Origin of the sequence: Rhizobium sp. RU20A, assembly GCF_900155885.1 — a bacterium.
Classification (GTDB): domain Bacteria; phylum Pseudomonadota; class Alphaproteobacteria; order Rhizobiales; family Rhizobiaceae; genus RU20A.
Genome location: NZ_FTMB01000005.1, coordinates 198,706 through 213,193 on the forward strand (window position 1 = coordinate 198,706; position 14,488 = coordinate 213,193).

16 protein-coding genes are annotated in these 14,488 nt (G+C 63.5%); 9 read left to right on the forward strand and 7 right to left on the reverse strand.

From position 1 onward, the window contains the following. Positions 1-29: 29 nt before the first annotated feature. The 4 genes from F3H41_RS14285 to F3H41_RS14300 all read right to left on the reverse strand — a co-directional run bounded on the left by F3H41_RS14285 (position 30) and on the right by F3H41_RS14300 (position 2,497). A complete protein-coding gene (locus F3H41_RS14285; protein ID WP_149739361.1) occupies positions 30-395 on the reverse strand; it encodes a hypothetical protein in 366 nt (121 codons plus the stop codon). Then, positions 392-847, reverse strand: coding sequence for a Panacea domain-containing protein (locus tag F3H41_RS14290; RefSeq protein ID WP_188129472.1), 456 nt, complete (start codon positions 845-847; stop codon positions 392-394). The genes F3H41_RS14285 and F3H41_RS14290 overlap by 4 nt, the downstream gene beginning before the upstream one ends. Before the next feature lie 118 nt (positions 848-965). Next, positions 966-1,910 (reverse strand): rhodanese-related sulfurtransferase, encoded by a 945-nt coding sequence (locus F3H41_RS14295; protein ID WP_149739363.1) that lies wholly within the window; start codon positions 1,908-1,910, stop codon positions 966-968. Between the two features lie 86 nt (positions 1,911-1,996). After that, positions 1,997-2,497 carry a CYTH domain-containing protein gene (locus F3H41_RS14300; protein WP_149739364.1) on the reverse strand — a complete coding sequence of 167 codons (501 nt, stop codon included), beginning with the start codon at positions 2,495-2,497 and terminating at the stop codon, positions 1,997-1,999. A gap of 162 nt (positions 2,498-2,659) precedes the next feature. Here F3H41_RS14300 and F3H41_RS14305 point away from each other — a divergent pair, with 162 nt between their 5' ends. The 4 genes from F3H41_RS14305 (at position 2,660) to F3H41_RS14320 (ending at position 5,157) form a co-directional block, all read left to right on the forward strand. After that, complete coding sequence (locus F3H41_RS14305) at positions 2,660-3,298, forward strand: 2-dehydro-3-deoxy-phosphogluconate aldolase (protein WP_149739365.1); 639 nt, start codon at positions 2,660-2,662, stop codon at positions 3,296-3,298. A 140-nt stretch (positions 3,299-3,438) separates the two neighbouring features. After that, a complete protein-coding gene (locus F3H41_RS14310) occupies positions 3,439-4,149 on the forward strand; it encodes a tellurite resistance TerB family protein (RefSeq protein WP_149739366.1) in 711 nt (236 codons plus the stop codon). Positions 4,150-4,243: 94 nt separating this feature from the next. Then, complete coding sequence (locus tag F3H41_RS14315; RefSeq protein WP_149739367.1) at positions 4,244-4,924, forward strand: GNAT family protein; 681 nt, start codon at positions 4,244-4,246, stop codon at positions 4,922-4,924. A 20-nt stretch (positions 4,925-4,944) separates the two neighbouring features. Continuing rightward, complete coding sequence (locus tag F3H41_RS14320) at positions 4,945-5,157, forward strand: hypothetical protein (RefSeq protein ID WP_149739368.1); 213 nt, start codon at positions 4,945-4,947, stop codon at positions 5,155-5,157. 12 nt (positions 5,158-5,169) lie between these two features. Here the strand turns inward: F3H41_RS14320 and F3H41_RS14325 are convergent, their stop codons facing one another. The 3 genes from F3H41_RS14325 to F3H41_RS14335 all read right to left on the reverse strand — a co-directional run bounded on the left by F3H41_RS14325 (position 5,170) and on the right by F3H41_RS14335 (position 7,869). Next, on the reverse strand, positions 5,170-6,249 hold the full coding sequence (locus tag F3H41_RS14325) for a nickel/cobalt transporter (protein WP_244616207.1): 1,080 nt from the start codon (positions 6,247-6,249) through the stop codon (positions 5,170-5,172). Continuing rightward, positions 6,246-6,890 (reverse strand): DUF1007 family protein, encoded by a 645-nt coding sequence (locus tag F3H41_RS14330; protein WP_149739370.1) that lies wholly within the window; start codon positions 6,888-6,890, stop codon positions 6,246-6,248. Before F3H41_RS14330 ends, F3H41_RS14325 begins: the two co-directional genes overlap by 4 nt. 85 nt (positions 6,891-6,975) lie before the next feature. Continuing rightward, positions 6,976-7,869, reverse strand: a complete 894-nt coding sequence (locus F3H41_RS14335; RefSeq protein ID WP_149739371.1) for a LysR family transcriptional regulator — start codon at positions 7,867-7,869, stop codon at positions 6,976-6,978. Between the two features lie 633 nt (positions 7,870-8,502). On the opposite strand from F3H41_RS14335, the gene odc2 reads away from it, so the two are divergent. The 5 genes from odc2 to F3H41_RS14360 all read left to right on the forward strand — a co-directional run bounded on the left by odc2 (position 8,503) and on the right by F3H41_RS14360 (position 14,396). After that, complete coding sequence (odc2, locus tag F3H41_RS14340; RefSeq protein WP_149739372.1) at positions 8,503-9,636, forward strand: ornithine/lysine decarboxylase; 1,134 nt, start codon at positions 8,503-8,505, stop codon at positions 9,634-9,636. Between the two features lie 91 nt (positions 9,637-9,727). After that, a complete protein-coding gene (locus tag F3H41_RS14345) occupies positions 9,728-10,318 on the forward strand; it encodes an N-acetyltransferase (protein WP_149739373.1) in 591 nt (196 codons plus the stop codon). Between the two features lie 194 nt (positions 10,319-10,512). After that, positions 10,513-11,148 (forward strand): LysE family translocator, encoded by a 636-nt coding sequence (locus F3H41_RS14350; protein WP_244616198.1) that lies wholly within the window; start codon positions 10,513-10,515, stop codon positions 11,146-11,148. 136 nt (positions 11,149-11,284) lie between these two features. Beyond that, positions 11,285-11,842, forward strand: coding sequence for a biliverdin-producing heme oxygenase (locus F3H41_RS14355; protein ID WP_149739375.1), 558 nt, complete (start codon positions 11,285-11,287; stop codon positions 11,840-11,842). Then, complete coding sequence (locus tag F3H41_RS14360; RefSeq protein WP_149739376.1) at positions 11,835-14,396, forward strand: HWE histidine kinase domain-containing protein; 2,562 nt, start codon at positions 11,835-11,837, stop codon at positions 14,394-14,396. The genes F3H41_RS14355 and F3H41_RS14360 overlap by 8 nt, the downstream gene beginning before the upstream one ends. Positions 14,397-14,488 lie beyond the last annotated feature (92 nt).

Consider the following 14,488-nt stretch of genomic DNA (forward strand, 5'->3'; position numbering starts at 1 on the left):
TGTGGCCCTTCTTTCATCCGACCGGCCTTTCAGATCATCCGCTGCAAGGCCAGCCTGATGGCTTCGCGGTCTCGCCTGCTGCCATGGCTGAAAGCGAGTGCATCGATCAACGGCTGGCAGAGCGTGCGAGAAACTCGGCCGATGACCCCACTTTTGCGCAGGGCCTCGCGAACGACATAATCGTCAAGATCGAGGATCGTGCACTCGATGAAACTGTCCCACTTCAAGAACGCATGATGGGGCTCCTTCGCGATCGCGACGCAGGGCTCCCAGTTGTCGTTGGAATTGATGCGGAAGTAAAAGCCGAGAAAGGGTTCGACGCAGACGACCATCTTGGGACCGGGCGGCTTGATCTCCGTATCGGCAATCCAGATGACGTCGAGCGTGTTTGTCAAAGGCGCATGTACCGGCCATTTGCGGAGAGCTGCTCAACGATCCGCATTTTCTGCGGCGTCTCTTCCAGCATGTCCTCGTAGCGCATAAGGCCAAGATTTGCCTTCTGCCAGTCGTCACCGTGGGTTGCTTCCGTACGCTCCGAGAACGTCAGTTGCCTGGAGCGCTCGAACCCGTTCGCCAGATGCTCGATATCGCTCTCCGAGAGGTCGTCGAGATCTGGCTGTGTGTTGCTGGTGCGGCGCAACCGGTAGCCCGTCAGTTCCCATGGGAAACGTTCAAGGCCGAGTTCCGCCTTCCACAACGCTTCACCCTTCATCATCTCGTAGATTTCCACCGGAACAGGCCCAAACTTCATGGCCCTGTAGGTGGCGCCGAAGATCGGTCGCCCGCAGGTGTTCAAATGTGTCCGATCGGCAAAGTAGCAACTCTTCAATGCCGTATGCAGGTCCACATCTTCCCCTTGGCAGACCATCCAATGGATAGCCGCATGGGCTTTCTGCGCAGCAAATTTGAAGCGTATGGTCATGCAGAAAAATATATTCGCTTTCGGTCTAAAGACAACCGGCCCTTCATCCGCCGAGGTGCTCCCGGCCGCGTTTGCGGGCCAGCATGATCTGGTACTGTCGCTGGCGGTAGCGGTCGCGGTCGGCTTCGGTTCTGGTCTCGTAGCAGTTGGAACAGGAGACGCCGTCCTCGTAGTGCGGGGAGGCGAGGTCTTCGGGTGTCAGCGGGTGCCGGCAGGCGTGGCAGAGGCGATGTTCGCCTTCCTTGAGGCCATGGGCAACGGAGACGCGTTCGTCGAAGACGAAGCATTCGCCTTCCCACAGGCTTTCGTCCTCGGGCACCTCTTCCAGATATTTCAGGATGCCGCCCTTGAGGTGGTAGACCTCCTCGAAGCCTTCCTGCTTCATGAATGCGGTCGCTTTTTCGCAGCGGATGCCGCCGGTGCAGTACATGGCGATCTTCGGCTTGTTGTGCAGACCGGCATTCTGGCGCACCCAGTCCGGAAACTCCCGGAAGGTCTTCGTGTTCGGGTCGACTGCGCCCTTGAAGATGCCGATGGCGGTCTCGTAATCGTTGCGAGTGTCGATGACGAGCGTATCGGGGTCGGTGATCAGCGCGTTCCAGTCCTTCGGGTCCACATAGGTGCCGACGATCCTGTTGGGATCGATATCCTCGACGCCCATGGTGACGATCTCCTTTTTCACGCGCACTTTCATGCGCAGGAAGGGCATCTTCGAGGCGCGGCTTTCCTTGTGCTCCAGCTTTTCAAATTCCGGCCGGGAACGCAGGAAGGCAAGGAGCGCGCCGATCGCCGCGTCCGTGCCGGCGACCGTGCCGTTGATGCCCTCGCGTGCGAGCAGAAGCGTGCCGCGAATGCCGTGGGCATCGCAGAGGGCCTGCAGCGGCTCGCGAAAATCCGCGCAGCTTTCAAAAGCGGCAAAATGGTAGAGCGCGGCCACGAGAACGGGGCCGCCGGCGTCGTGGCGGGGGAGGCGGGTGCTGTCGGTCATGTCCTGCCCATACTCCCGCAAGGCCGCCAGCGCAACGGGTTGGCGCTGGCGTGGCGTTTTCTCGCAGGCCGTCTAGCGCAAGGTGATCAGCCGGCGGCGAGGCGCGGGGGCGGCTGGTGGCGGGCGCTGAGGCCATCGGTCGCGAGCGCCTGGTTGGAAAAAGCGCGCAGGCCGGTGACCTCGCGGCCGACCCAGTCCGGCAGCGGCGGATGTTCGCATTCGCTCGAAAGCTCGACCTCCGCGACAACAAGGCCTTGGTGCACGCCGTTGTAGCGATCGACTTCCCAGCGGTATCCTTCGTGTTCAATGACGAAGCGGGTCTTGTCGATGACGACGCCGATGGCGTGGCGGACCATCTCCTCCGCCTCGGCGCAGGAGATGGGAAATTCGAACTCGTCGCGGCACAGAAGCCCGGTGCCGACCTTGATGGTCAGCAACGCGGTCTTGTCATCGCGCAGCCGCACCCGCACGCTTCTGTCATCCATGGATGCTATGTAGGCCTGACGGAAACGGATGCCGGGATGGGAAATCTGGCTTTGCCACGCATCGCTTTCGATCAGAAACTTGCGTTCGATTTCCTTGGCCATGTCGGCTACCTCTGTGGCAAGTGTATCAAAGTTACAGGGGTGACGCGCTAATGTGCAAGCGAAACGATGTTGCAGAGCGAAAGTTCAGGCAGTGCTCGACATTCGCAGCCGCAGGCCCTATTCAAAGACCTGTTTCAATCGATTAGAAGAAGGAACGTCGCCGTGAGCTCCAAGACCGAAGCGCTGTTGTCCATCCTCAAGCTCCAGCCTGTGGTGCCCGTTCTCATCATCGAGGACGCCAAGACGGCCGTTCCGCTGGCGCGTGCGCTCGTCGCGGGCGGGCTGAAGGCGATAGAGATCACGCTGCGCACGCCGGCGGCACTCGAAGCCATCCGCGCCGTGGCTGATGAGGTCGAAGGCGCGGTGGCCGGTGCCGGCACGGTGCTCAACGCCCACCAGTGGGACGAGGCGGTTGCCGCCGGCTCAAAGTTCATCGTCAGCCCCGGCACGACCGAGACGCTCCTCGATGCCGCCGCCGGTTCGCAGGTTCCGCTGCTGCCGGGCGCGGCAACGGCGAGCGAAGTGATGATGCTGCTCGATGCCGGCCAGACGGTCATGAAGTTCTTCCCGGCCGAGCAGGCGGGCGGGGCGGCCTATCTGAAGTCGCTCTCTTCGCCGCTCGCAGGCGCCACCTTCTGCCCCACCGGCGGCATTTCGCTGAAGAATGCCAGGGACTACCTCTCCCTGCCGAACGTGGTGTGCGTCGGCGGTTCCTGGGTTGCGCCGAAGGACCTTGTCGAGGCCGGCGACTGGGCCGGCATCACAAAGCTGGCATCGGAAGCCTTTGCGCTGCGCGGTTGATGACCATTTATCCCGTCAAAAGCCCGCTTCGGCGGGCTTTTTACATTGCGCCCGGAAATGGTGGGCGCGGCGCGAATTTGAATTCATGATCAGGCGTTCCTATTTCCGGAGCACCCATCATTAACGGAGACGACCTGACCATGTTCGACGCAAAGAAGCTCCTTGAGCAGTTCCTCGGTTCGCAAATGCCGATGGGCGGCGGAAGCGTCAAGGATCGGGCAGGACAGGCGGCGCAGCTGGCGCGTGACAATCCCCTCAAGGCGACCGCCCTTGCCGGCCTGCTGCTTGGCACCGGTACGGGCCGCAAGCTTGCCGGCAGCGCGCTGAAGATCGGGGGCCTCGCGGCGATCGCCGGCCTTGGCTATGCGGCCTACCGGAACTACCAGGCCGGCAAGGCCCCGCAGGCGCCGGCCGAGGCTGCGCAGGAGATCCCGAAGCTTCTGCCGCCGCCGTCGGACAGCGGCTTCAGCATCGAGCCGCAGGCCGTGTCGCAGGATTTCGCCCTGATGCTGATCCGCGCCATGATCGCCGCCGCGCGCGCCGACGGCCACATCGATGAAAACGAGCGGGCCCACATCCACGAGCGGCTCGCCTCGTCGGACCTCTCAAGCGACGTGGCGGCCTTCATCGAAAAGGAACTGTCCGATCCGACCGATCTCGACGCCATCATCGGCTCGGCCCGGACGGAGGAGCAGAAAGTGGAGCTTTACACCGCGGTGCGCCTGACGATCGAGCCGGACACCCGCGCCGAACGCGGCTTCCTCGACCTGGTCGCCGGTCGTCTTGGCCTGCCGGATGCGCTTCTCGACCATATCGACTCGACCGTTGCCGGCGCCAAGGTTGCCGTCTAATCCGCTCTGCGGAGACAGATTGTCCCATCACCCGTTTGAATTTGCCTTCCCGTCGATCATGGCCTATCGACGGGAAAACGGGTGAGGGTTGGCGATGCGCGATCTTTCGACATGGACGGGTGCTCCGGCGCCGACGGGCCTCGAGGCCGAAGGCCGCTTCGTATCGCTTGAGATCTACGACCATGACCGGCATCTGGAAGCGCTGTGGACCGCCCTTGGCGGTCCGGCGCTGAACCAGCTGATCCGTTTCTTTCCCGTTTCCGACTTCGAGACCAGCGCCGATTTCGGCCGCTGGCTGGATGGCGCGCAGGGTCCGGGCGGCTACATCACGCAGGTGTTCCGCTCGCGCGAGACCGGAGAGGTCGTGGGCATGGGCAGCTTCATGCGCCCCGACCCGAAGAACGGTGTCATCGAGATCGGCTCCATCGCCCACGGTCCGGCCATGGCGCGTTCGGCCATGGCGACGGAAGCCCATTACCTCCTGGCCCGCCACGTATTCGAGGCGATGGGTTACCGGCGCTACGAGTGGAAGTGCCACAATGACAACGGCCCGAGCAAGGTCGCGGCCGAACGCTACGGTTTCACCTTCGAAGGCGTCTTCCGCCAGCACATGATCTCGCGGGGTGCCAATCGCGATACGGCCTGGTTTTCGATGATCGACAGCGAATGGCCGGCGCTGAAGGCGGCTTTTGAGGCCTGGCTTGATCCTGCCAACTTCGAGGCGGATGGCCGGCAGAGGCGGCGTCTTGAAGAGATCCGGGCGATGGCTGCGTGAAGAACAAGGGTACCGACGACATGACCGAGCCGCAGAAGACCACGTCGCCTGCCATCGCCGCCGCCATCATCCTCCTAGTGTGCGGTGTTGCCTTCTTCTTCCTGCCGAAGCTGATGCTGTGGCTCGGCGCCATCTCGCCCTATCTTGCGGCCGGGGTCGGGGCACTGTTCGTGCTCGCCTTCTTCCTGGTTTTTTGGCTGCGCGCCCGCTATCAGCGCCGGCGGGGGCTCTGAGAGTTCGCGCCTTCAAGCCTGAAGAGCAGCGCCCAGCAGCAGCAATCCCATGATCATCACCAGGGCCGCGCCGGCAATCTCGATGGCCGTGCCAATGCGGCTTGCCGTCGAGGCGGAGGAGGCATAGCGCACGGCAAGGCCCTTGGCCGACACCGCCATGGTAGCGAGCGCCGAGACCGTGATGGCGGTGCCGATGGACATGGCGAGCACCGAGAGAACGCCGCCAAGATAAAGCCCGTTGAGCAGCGCAAAGGACAGGACGATCAGCGCGCCGGAGCAGGGCCGCAGGCCCACGGCAAGAATGGCCGACCAGGCTTCCGACCAGGCGAAACGATCGCCCTTGAGCATGGACGGGTCGGGCGCATGGGCATGGCCGCAGTCGCAGACTTCGCCGGGACCATGGGTATGGTGGACATGGCCGTGATGGTGAAGGCCGCGTGTGCCGTGACCATGTGCATGATCGTTGTTGGACGTGCGGGCATGGCCGCCCATATTGACGGTCATGCCGCCGGCGACGGCCATGGCGGGCACCATCACCGGCGCCCTCGCCGTCCGAAGCTTCATCAGCTTGCGGATCAGCAGCCAGGCGCCGAAGAGGGCGATCAGGGCGAAGCTTGCGATCTCCAGCGCCTGTGTGGCGGCTGTCATGGTGATCGAGGTGCCGCGCAGCAGGAGATAGGTGGCGCCGACCATGAGGACGGCGACAAGGCCCTGCAGCAGCGATGAGAGGAAGGAGAGCAGGACGCCGCGCTTCAATTCCGTCTCGTTGGCGAGCATGTAGGAGGATATGACCGCCTTGCCATGGCCTGGGCCAGCGGCGTGGAACACACCATAGGCGAAGGAGAGCCCGATCAGGGACCAGAGCTGCCAGGGATCGTCGCGCATGGCGCGCAGCGCGCCGGTGAGGGTGCGATAGAAGGCCTGTTGCTCGCCGTTGACCCAGGACAGGAGAGGGCGAAGAGGCCCCGTCGCGGAAAAGCCGGGTTCGGCGGAGCCGATGCCGAGCGGTGATTGGGCATGGGCGGCGCCAAAGGCCGCCAGCGCCGCGACAGAGGCGATGAGGACGAGCTTGGTGTGCCGGGATGCCATCAGCAGGTGACCTCCATGCGTGTCGCGAAGAGCTTGGACATGTCGGTGCCCATGGGATCGTTGAAGAAGGCGTCGGTGAGGGACGCCTTGTTTTCGGCCAGCACCTCGTCCGGGTCGGGACGCACCACCTTGTGCTGACACGCAAGAACCTTGTCGCCGACGAGATGCAGATCCTCGTCGCTCGCAAAATCCATCGCCGTATACATGGTGGGATCGTAGACGCCGAAGGTGAGTCGGCCCTTGAGCGGCATGGGCTCGGACGGCTTGACCACGAAGAACATGAGCAGCTGCCCGTCCTTGTAATCGACGTGAATGATATCCGGCGGGGTCACCTTGATGGTTTTGCCGTTGTCGGTGATCGTCGTGTAGTAGTCGTATTCGCCAAGCGAGTCCTTCACGGTCTTGCCGACTTCGGCCAGTTCGTCCGGGTCGAGCTTGCCGTTGGAATTCTTGTCGAAATCCATGACAACGCTGGCCGAGAACATGTCGTCGAAGCGCCAGACATTGCGCAGTTCCTGGATCTGGTTGCCGACATCGTCCGACACGATCTCAAGGCGCGCCTCTGCAAAGATGTGCGGATGGGCAAGAGCCGTTCCAGTGGCAAAGAGCACCGCGGCGGCGGCGAGCGTGAGGGCCTTCTTCATCGGCACGATCCTGAGTGAGACATGGAGGCGCTGGCTGCGTCGGGTTGGAAATGGCCGCCAAATGGGACGGAATTGGGACTTTTCCTTAGCGGTGGCGGCGGAACCAGGCATGCAGAAAGTCCACGAAGGTGCGTACCTTGGCCGGCAGGTAGCGCCGGTGCGGATAGATGGCATAGATGCCGCGATCCTTCGTCAGGTAGTCGTCAAAGAGGGTGACGAGTTCGCCGCTGGCGATCTTTGAGCGGGCGATGAAATCCGGGCAGATGCTGACGCCAAGCCCCGCCACGGCGGCGCGCAGGCAGGCCAGCGGGCTGTTGACCTCGAGCGGGCCTGATATCGCCACGGAGAAGGTGCTGCCGTCTGTCTCTGCAAAGCGCCAGTTGCCGTGGTTGCGCCCGTTGGTATCGATGATGCAGGGAACGCGCGCCAGCGCCGAGGGATGGTCGAGTGGCCCATGCTTTTCGAGAAAACTCGGGGAAGCGCAGAAGAGAAGCTGGAAATCATCGAGCTTGCGGGCAATCAGCGTCGAATCTTCGAGCTTGGTGATGCGGATCGCGACGTCGAAGCCTTCCTCGACCAGATCCACGAAGCGGTCTTCGGCGACGATGTCGAGCGACAGTTCCGGATGGGCGACGCTGAAGTCCACGAAGGACTGGCCGATCTCGGCATCGATGAAGGTTCGCGGCGCGGTGATGCGCAGGCGCCCGCGCAGGTCCGAATTGTTGGCGCGCACGAGATCGGCGAGGTTGTCGATTTCCTTGAGTATATCGGACGCCGTGCGGTAATAGGTATGCCCGGCTTCCGTCAGGGAAAACTGGCGGGTGGTGCGGTTGAGAAGAAGCGCGCCCAACTCGTCTTCAAGCTCGCGCACATATTTCGACAGCAGCGCCTTGGATCGCCCGACGCGGCGGGCGGCGGCGGAAAAGCCTTCGGCATCGACGACGTCGATAAAGGCGCGAATGCGGGTCAGGGTATCCATGCGGCAGCTTTCGGTTCCGGTCTTGGCGCGGCAGCGAGTGCCTCGTGTCTATCGGCCATGATTTGGATCGCTCTGACAAGGCTGTTTCGCCCCGATGCGGCTCGCAAATACAGGCCGGGAGACCCCGGACAAGCCCTGCCGAAGGGGTCGCAGAAGATGGCCCTAAACTTTTTTGCCCTGACGCAAAAAACCACTTGATTGCGACAGCGAACTTTCTTACCTACGCCCTTGCCCAAAGTCGCACGTGCCTGTGGGTGTCCGCCGTCCCTCGATGTGGTGAGGAAACGGTAAGGTACCTGGAACTAACCGCTCCAGTCGCTATCCCGGCCAACCGGGAAATGCGAGGACACCTTGAAGCAACGACGGTGCGGGCCTTTCTGGTCTCTGCTGGCTTTCCATCAGCCTGCGTTACTGAAGAGGCACACCTTCATTGCCGAAAGTGCGGTCGGGTCACTCCCTCCAATCTAAGGCAGACAAAGCGGAACAGAGCCTAGGCGGGCTTCGTTCCACCGTTCGCGCAGTTGCGCATGTCATGGTTCCGGGGTCTCCACCGGCTGGTACCGTGGCGTCGTCGCATCTGTCCTTTGTCCCTCTGGGTTACTCCCGGAGCAGCTGGATTATGGGGATACCATTATGACGACCGCACGCATCATCGACTTCCTGAACACCCGACGTCCAGAAGGCCCCTGCCTCGTGGTCGACCTCGACGTCGTGCGCGACAATTTCAAGGCTTTCCGCCACGCCCTGCCCGACAGCTCCATCTACTACGCTGTCAAGGCCAACCCGGCTCCGGAAATCCTGCGCCTGCTCGCCGGCATGGGCTCCAACTTCGATTGCGCGTCCGTCGCCGAAATCGAAATGGCGCTGAACGCCGGTGCAACGCCTGCCCGCATTTCCTTCGGCAACACGATCAAGAAGGAGCGCGATGTCGCCCGTGCGCATGCACTCGGCATCAACCTCTTCGCCGTCGACAGCCACGAGGAAGTCGAGAAGATCTCCCGTGCCGCCCCCGGTGCGCGTGTCTTCTGCCGCGTTCTGACCGATGGTGACGGTGCCGAATGGCCGCTGTCGCGCAAGTTCGGCTGCGTTCCGCAGATGGCCGTCGACGTTCTCGTCTACGCTCATCAGCTCGGCCTTGTTTCCTACGGCGTCTCGTTCCATGTCGGTTCGCAGATGACCAAGGTCGATGCCTGGGATGCGGCTCTTGCCGATGCCAAGCGCGTTTTCGTCTCGCTCGCCAAGCAGGGCATCGAGCTGAAGATGGTCAACATGGGCGGCGGCTTCCCGACGAAGTACCTGAAGGACGTGCCGTCGGCGGAAGCCTACGGCAAGGCGATCTTCGGTTCGCTGCGCAAGCACTTCGGCAACAACCTGCCGGAAACGATCATCGAGCCGGGCCGCGGCATGGTGGGCAATGCGGGTGTCATCAAGACGGAAGTCGTGCTGATCTCCAAGAAGTCCGACAATGACGCGCACCGCTGGGTGTTCCTCGACATCGGCAAGTTTGGCGGTCTGGCCGAAACCATGGACGAGGCCATCCGCTACCCGATCCGTACCACGCGCGATCAGGACGCCATGGAGCCGTGCGTGCTCGCCGGTCCGACCTGCGATTCGGCCGACGTGATGTATGAGAAGAACATGTATCCGCTGCCGGTCTCCCTGACCATCGGTGACGAGGTTCTGATCGAAGGCACCGGCGCCTACACGACGACCTATTCGGCCGTCGCCTTCAACGGCTTCGATCCGCTGAAGGCCTACGTCATCTAAGGTCGCATAACGCTCCCGCATGAGGCGGGAGCGCTTTTCACAATCAGTTCTGGATACCGTCTGAAGCGGTTTTGGGTACGGGAGGCCGACGATGGCCACTGTTCTTGACACTGTGCGCGCTTTCTTCGCGCAGAATGCCTATGTGATCGACGCTGAAAATGCCGGGGATGTCGTGGCGCGCGAAACGCTGCTCGACCGCGCCATGGGCCCGGGCCGTACGCGCAAGTCGTCGGAAAAGATCCGCCGCGGCCGCCTGCCGGCCGACGGCCTGGCGCTCGTCGCCCGCGATCCGTCGGGCCATGTGATCGGCACGATCCGCCTGTGGAACATCGAGGCTGGCGTCACCGCCGAAGGCCATGCCGTGTCCGCGCTCCTGCTCGGCCCGCTGGCCGTCGATCCGGACCAGGAAGGCAAGGGCGTGGGCGGCGCGCTGATGCGGGCGGCGATCCAGGAAGCGGCCCGCCGCGAGCATGGCGCGATCCTGCTCGTCGGCGATCCCGAGTACTACGAGCGCTTCGGCTTCTTCGCCGATCGCGTGCAGCATCTCGTCATGCCCGGTCCCTTCGAGCGCCGCCGTTTCCTCGGCCTCGAGCTCAAGGCCGGCTGGCTGGCGGGCGCGGCCGGCATGATCGTGCCGACGGGCCGCAAGCTGTCGTCGCCCTCCTACCTCAAGGCCGCCTGATCGCGTCACCGCGCAGGCGCCGGGCGCCGCTCGCCTTGCCCTGTTCCCGGGCGCGAGCGGCGCCTCGAACTGCCTGCTGCGCCTTCTCCTCTCGTGCGGCACTGTCTCCTTCCATTTTGCTTTTGCTTGCCTGTCACGCCTTTCGCCTGTCAGAATGGCAGATGGTCATCGGACCATCGGGGGAGGGGACGGGTTTGGATGGTTTCACGCCGCTGCCGGCAACGACGCTGCTTTCCTTCCTGGTGGCATCAATAGTGATCGAAATCACGCCGGGGCCGAATATGGCCTATCTCGCCCTCGTGTCGGCCAGCGAAGGGCGGATGAAGGGTTTGGCAACGGTGGCCGGCATTGCGCTCGGCCTCGCGCTCCTCGGCATTGCGAGCGCCTATGGCGTCGCAGAACTCATTCGCGGTTCCGCCTTTCTCTACGAGGTGCTGCGCTGGGGCGGGGCGGCTTTCCTCTTCTACCTCGCCTATGACGGCTGGCGTGACGCAGGCGTGGAGACAGAGCCGACGGGGCGCGGGGCGACGACCTATTTCCTGCGCGGGCTGGCCACCAATCTTCTGAACCCCAAGGCAGCGTTGTTCTTCGTGACCGTCGTGCCCGGCTTCATCGACAGTCAGCTGACGGGCGCGTCTGCCTTCATCCTGCTCGGCGCGGTCTATGTCGGTGTCGCGACCATCATCCATGCTTCGATCGTGGCCCTGGCCGGCGCGCTCCATCCCCTTTTGTCTGACCCCGCCCGCGAACGTCGGTTGCGGAGGATGCTTTCGCTGCTTCTTGCCGGGGTCGCCGTTTGGTTTCTCGCCAGCTCGGCGTCTCGCGTCTGAGATGTGGCTGGTCGTGGTTTCGGCTGGCGGCGCTTTTTCCTTATCAAAAAAGAGCTATGTCGAACGGAACCAAGCGTAGCCTGATGCGTTTCGATCGTGTTTTGTCACATTCCGATTCGCAGGGACGATCGAACGCATGCAGCCTACCAATCGGCGTTTCGATCTTCGCGAGCGCACCCGCAATGCCCATGACACGGTCGATCGCCTCGTCGGGGTGTGGAAGACCCGGGCGGATTACGTGGACTATCTCCGGTCCATCCATCTGTTTCGCAGCCGCTACGAGGCGGCGCTCGATGCGATCGTGCTTCCCGCCTGTTTCAGAGACTGGTCCACGGGCCAGGCTGTACCGGAAGCGACGCGCGATCTCGCCGATCTCGGCGTGCGGCGTCTGCCGCCCGTCGACAAGGCCGTCATCGATACCGATATCTCCAGCCTGCTCGGAACGCTCTATGTGCTCGAGGGGTCCGGGCTTGGTGCGCGCCTGCTGTGTCAGCGCGCTCTGGCTCTCGGCCTGACGGCTGACAGCGGCGCTCGTCATCTTTTCCTTCTCGCTGGCCGGGTGGATGCATGGCGGGCTTTCGGTGCTATCCTCGAGAACGCGCCGATCTATGACGCGGGACGCGCGGTGCGTGCAGCGGAGCGGGCCTTCGGTGATGCCGCTGAGGCCTTTGGCGGGGCGTTTGCAGATGCATGAAACCCGCAGCGTCGATCTCTCCAATTGCGATCGGGAGCCCATCCATATTCCGGGCAGCATCCAGCCGCACGGCTTCCTGCTTGCCTGTGACAACTACGGCCAGACGGTGCTGCGCCATTCGGCCAATGCGCAGGCGATGCTGGGCGTCGGCAGTGCTATCAACGGCCTCGCCTTGCAATCGATCATTGGCGACAGGGCGGCGCATGACGTGCGCAATGCGGTTGCGACCACCCGCAATCCAGAGCGGCCGGCACTGCTCTTCGCGATAGCCGCGGGCGAGGCAGGTCGGCTGTTCGACATCGCCGTACACCGGCACCTCTCCACCGTGATCGTCGAATTCGAGCCGCACGATCCGAAGGTGCGCCAACCGCTCTCGCTTGCGCGCGAGATGATCGGTCGGATCAGCGGCGTCACGGATCTTGCCGTGATGATGCGCGATACGGCGCGGCTCATCCACGGCGCGCTCGGCTATGACCGGGTCATGGTTTACCGGTTCGGCCATGACGGAGCGGGGCAGGTGATCGCCGAGAGCAAACGTTCCGATCTCGAGAGTTTCTACGGCCAGTATTTTCCGGCCACCGACATTCCCGCGCAGGCCCGCGCGCTCTACATGCGAAACACGATCCGGGTGATCTCGGATGCGCATTTCGAGCGTATTGCGATCTGCCCCGTCGTTGATGCCTCCGGTGAGCCGCTGGACCTGTCCTTCTCGCACCTGCGCAGCGTTTCGCCGATCCACTGCGAGTATCTGAAGAACATGGGGGTCTCGGCCTCCATGTCGATCTCGATCATCGTGGACGGGCAACTCTGGGGATTGATCGCCTGTCATCACTATTCGCCGCGCGTACTCTCCATGGCAGAGCGGGTGGCGGCCGAGATGTTCGGCGCCTTCTTCTCGCTGCACCTGCATGCGCTGCAGGAGAAGACGAAGCTGGAGATGGCGAGCCGGGCACGGCGGTCGCTGGATGCTTTCCTTTCGCTCGCCTCGCATCGTGGCGACATCGCGGATCTTCTTGCAGAAAACCTCCCGAAGTTTCGCGAACTGATGCCCTGCGACGGGATCGGCCTGTGGGTGGAGGGGATCTGGACGACATCGGGCAGCGCACCGCCCGCCTCGGCAGTGCCGGCGCTGGCGCGGTTTGCCAGCGGGGTTGCCGACGGCCGGATCTGGGCGACGCATGCGCTCTCCCAGAAGCTCCCCTCGGCGGAGGCCTATTGCCAGGAGGCGGCGGGCGTCCTCATCGTTCCTCTGTCGCAGATCCCGCGGGACTATCTGTTCTTTTTCCGACGCGAGGTGGTGGAGACGCTGGACTGGGCGGGCAACCCCGACAAGGTTTACGAGATCGGACCGCTTGGCGACCGCCTGACACCGCGCAGGAGCTTTGCAATCTGGAAGGAACTGGTGCGCCAGCAGGCCAAGCCCTGGACGGATGCCGACCGCGAGATCGCGGATGCGGTGCGGGCCGCGCTGGTGGAGGTGGTGCTGCGCCACAACGAATTGCTTGCGGAAGAACGCGGCAAGGCGGATGTGCGCCAGCGCATGCTGAACGAGGAACTGAACCATCGCGTCAAGAACATCCTCGCCATCATCAAATCGCTGGTCGCGCATCCCGTGGCCGAGGGGCGTAGCCTCAGGGACTATGTCGGCTCCTTGAAGGGCCGTATCCAGGCGCTCGCCTTTGCCCATGACCAGGTGGTGCGCGGTGATGGCGGCGGCATGCTGGCCGATCTGCTGAATGCGGAGCTAACGCCCTATCGCAGCCAGCAGGCGACGATCTCGCTTTCCGGGCCACAGGTCTGGCTCGATGCACGGGCCTTTTCCGTCATGGCGCTTGTGCTGCACGAGCTTTCCACCAATGCCGCCAAGTACGGTGCGCTTTCGGCCGAAGGCGGTCGCCTGGCCGTGCATTGGGAGGTGACGGAAGGGGAGGACTGCGTGATCGAGTGGCAGGAGCGCGGCGGCCCGGCGCCGGGGCGCATTACCCGGCAGGGCTTCGGCACCGTTCTCATCGATCGCAGCATCCCCTATGATCTCGGCGGACGCAGCGACGTCCGGTTCGCGCCGGAGGGTCTCGTCGCACGCTTCGTGCTGCCGAGCCGCCACGTGTCGCTGGTGGCGGACACGCCGGCTGCCGATCCCGAGGCCGTCGAGGTGCTGGTCGCCACGGACGAGAAATCCCGCCTGAAGGACATTGAGGTTCTGCTTGTCGAGGACCAGATGCTGATCGCACTCGACGTGGAAGCCATGCTTCTGGAATCCGGTATCGGTGACGTCACCACGGCGGCGTCGGCCGCGTCCGCCCTCAGCCGACTCGAACGGATCGCGCCCGACGTTGCGGTGCTCGACGTCAATCTCGGCACCGGGACGTCACTTCCGGTGGCGGAGGAATTGTTCCGCCGCGGCGTGCCATTCGTGTTCGCGACTGGGTACGGCGAGACCGGTATCATTCCACAGGGTTTCGGCCCGGTGCCGATCGTGCGCAAGCCCTATGATCGCGATGCGCTGCTGGCGGCACTGCTACAGGTGATGGCGCCGACCGACGCTGATGCGTGACGCTTTTCTTGGTGAAGGTGGGTGACGGGTGCAGTCAACGCTTTGACCATGGTCGCGCATTGCGCTATAGGGCGAACAACGGGTGAGAGCCC

Bases quoted from the DNA above. Each gene is read 5' to 3' on its own strand.
- F3H41_RS14345 (WP_149739373.1), top strand. From the start codon at position 9,728: ATGGCCACTGTTCTTGACACTGTGCGCGCTTTCTTCGCGCAGAATGCC.
- F3H41_RS14315 (WP_149739367.1), top strand. From the start codon at position 4,244: ATGCGCGATCTTTCGACATGGACGGGTGCTCCGGCGCCGACGGGCCTC.
- F3H41_RS14300 (WP_149739364.1), bottom strand. From the start codon at position 2,497: ATGGCCAAGGAAATCGAACGCAAGTTTCTGATCGAAAGCGATGCGTGG.
- F3H41_RS14355 (WP_149739375.1), top strand. From the start codon at position 11,285: ATGCAGCCTACCAATCGGCGTTTCGATCTTCGCGAGCGCACCCGCAAT.
- F3H41_RS14335 (WP_149739371.1), bottom strand. From the start codon at position 7,869: ATGGATACCCTGACCCGCATTCGCGCCTTTATCGACGTCGTCGATGCC.
- F3H41_RS14330 (WP_149739370.1), bottom strand. From the start codon at position 6,890: ATGAAGAAGGCCCTCACGCTCGCCGCCGCCGCGGTGCTCTTTGCCACT.
- F3H41_RS14360 (WP_149739376.1), top strand. From the start codon at position 11,835: ATGCATGAAACCCGCAGCGTCGATCTCTCCAATTGCGATCGGGAGCCC.
- F3H41_RS14310 (WP_149739366.1), top strand. From the start codon at position 3,439: ATGTTCGACGCAAAGAAGCTCCTTGAGCAGTTCCTCGGTTCGCAAATG.
- odc2 (WP_149739372.1), top strand. From the start codon at position 8,503: ATGACGACCGCACGCATCATCGACTTCCTGAACACCCGACGTCCAGAA.
- F3H41_RS14320 (WP_149739368.1), top strand. From the start codon at position 4,945: ATGACCGAGCCGCAGAAGACCACGTCGCCTGCCATCGCCGCCGCCATC.
- F3H41_RS14295 (WP_149739363.1), bottom strand. From the start codon at position 1,910: ATGACCGACAGCACCCGCCTCCCCCGCCACGACGCCGGCGGCCCCGTT.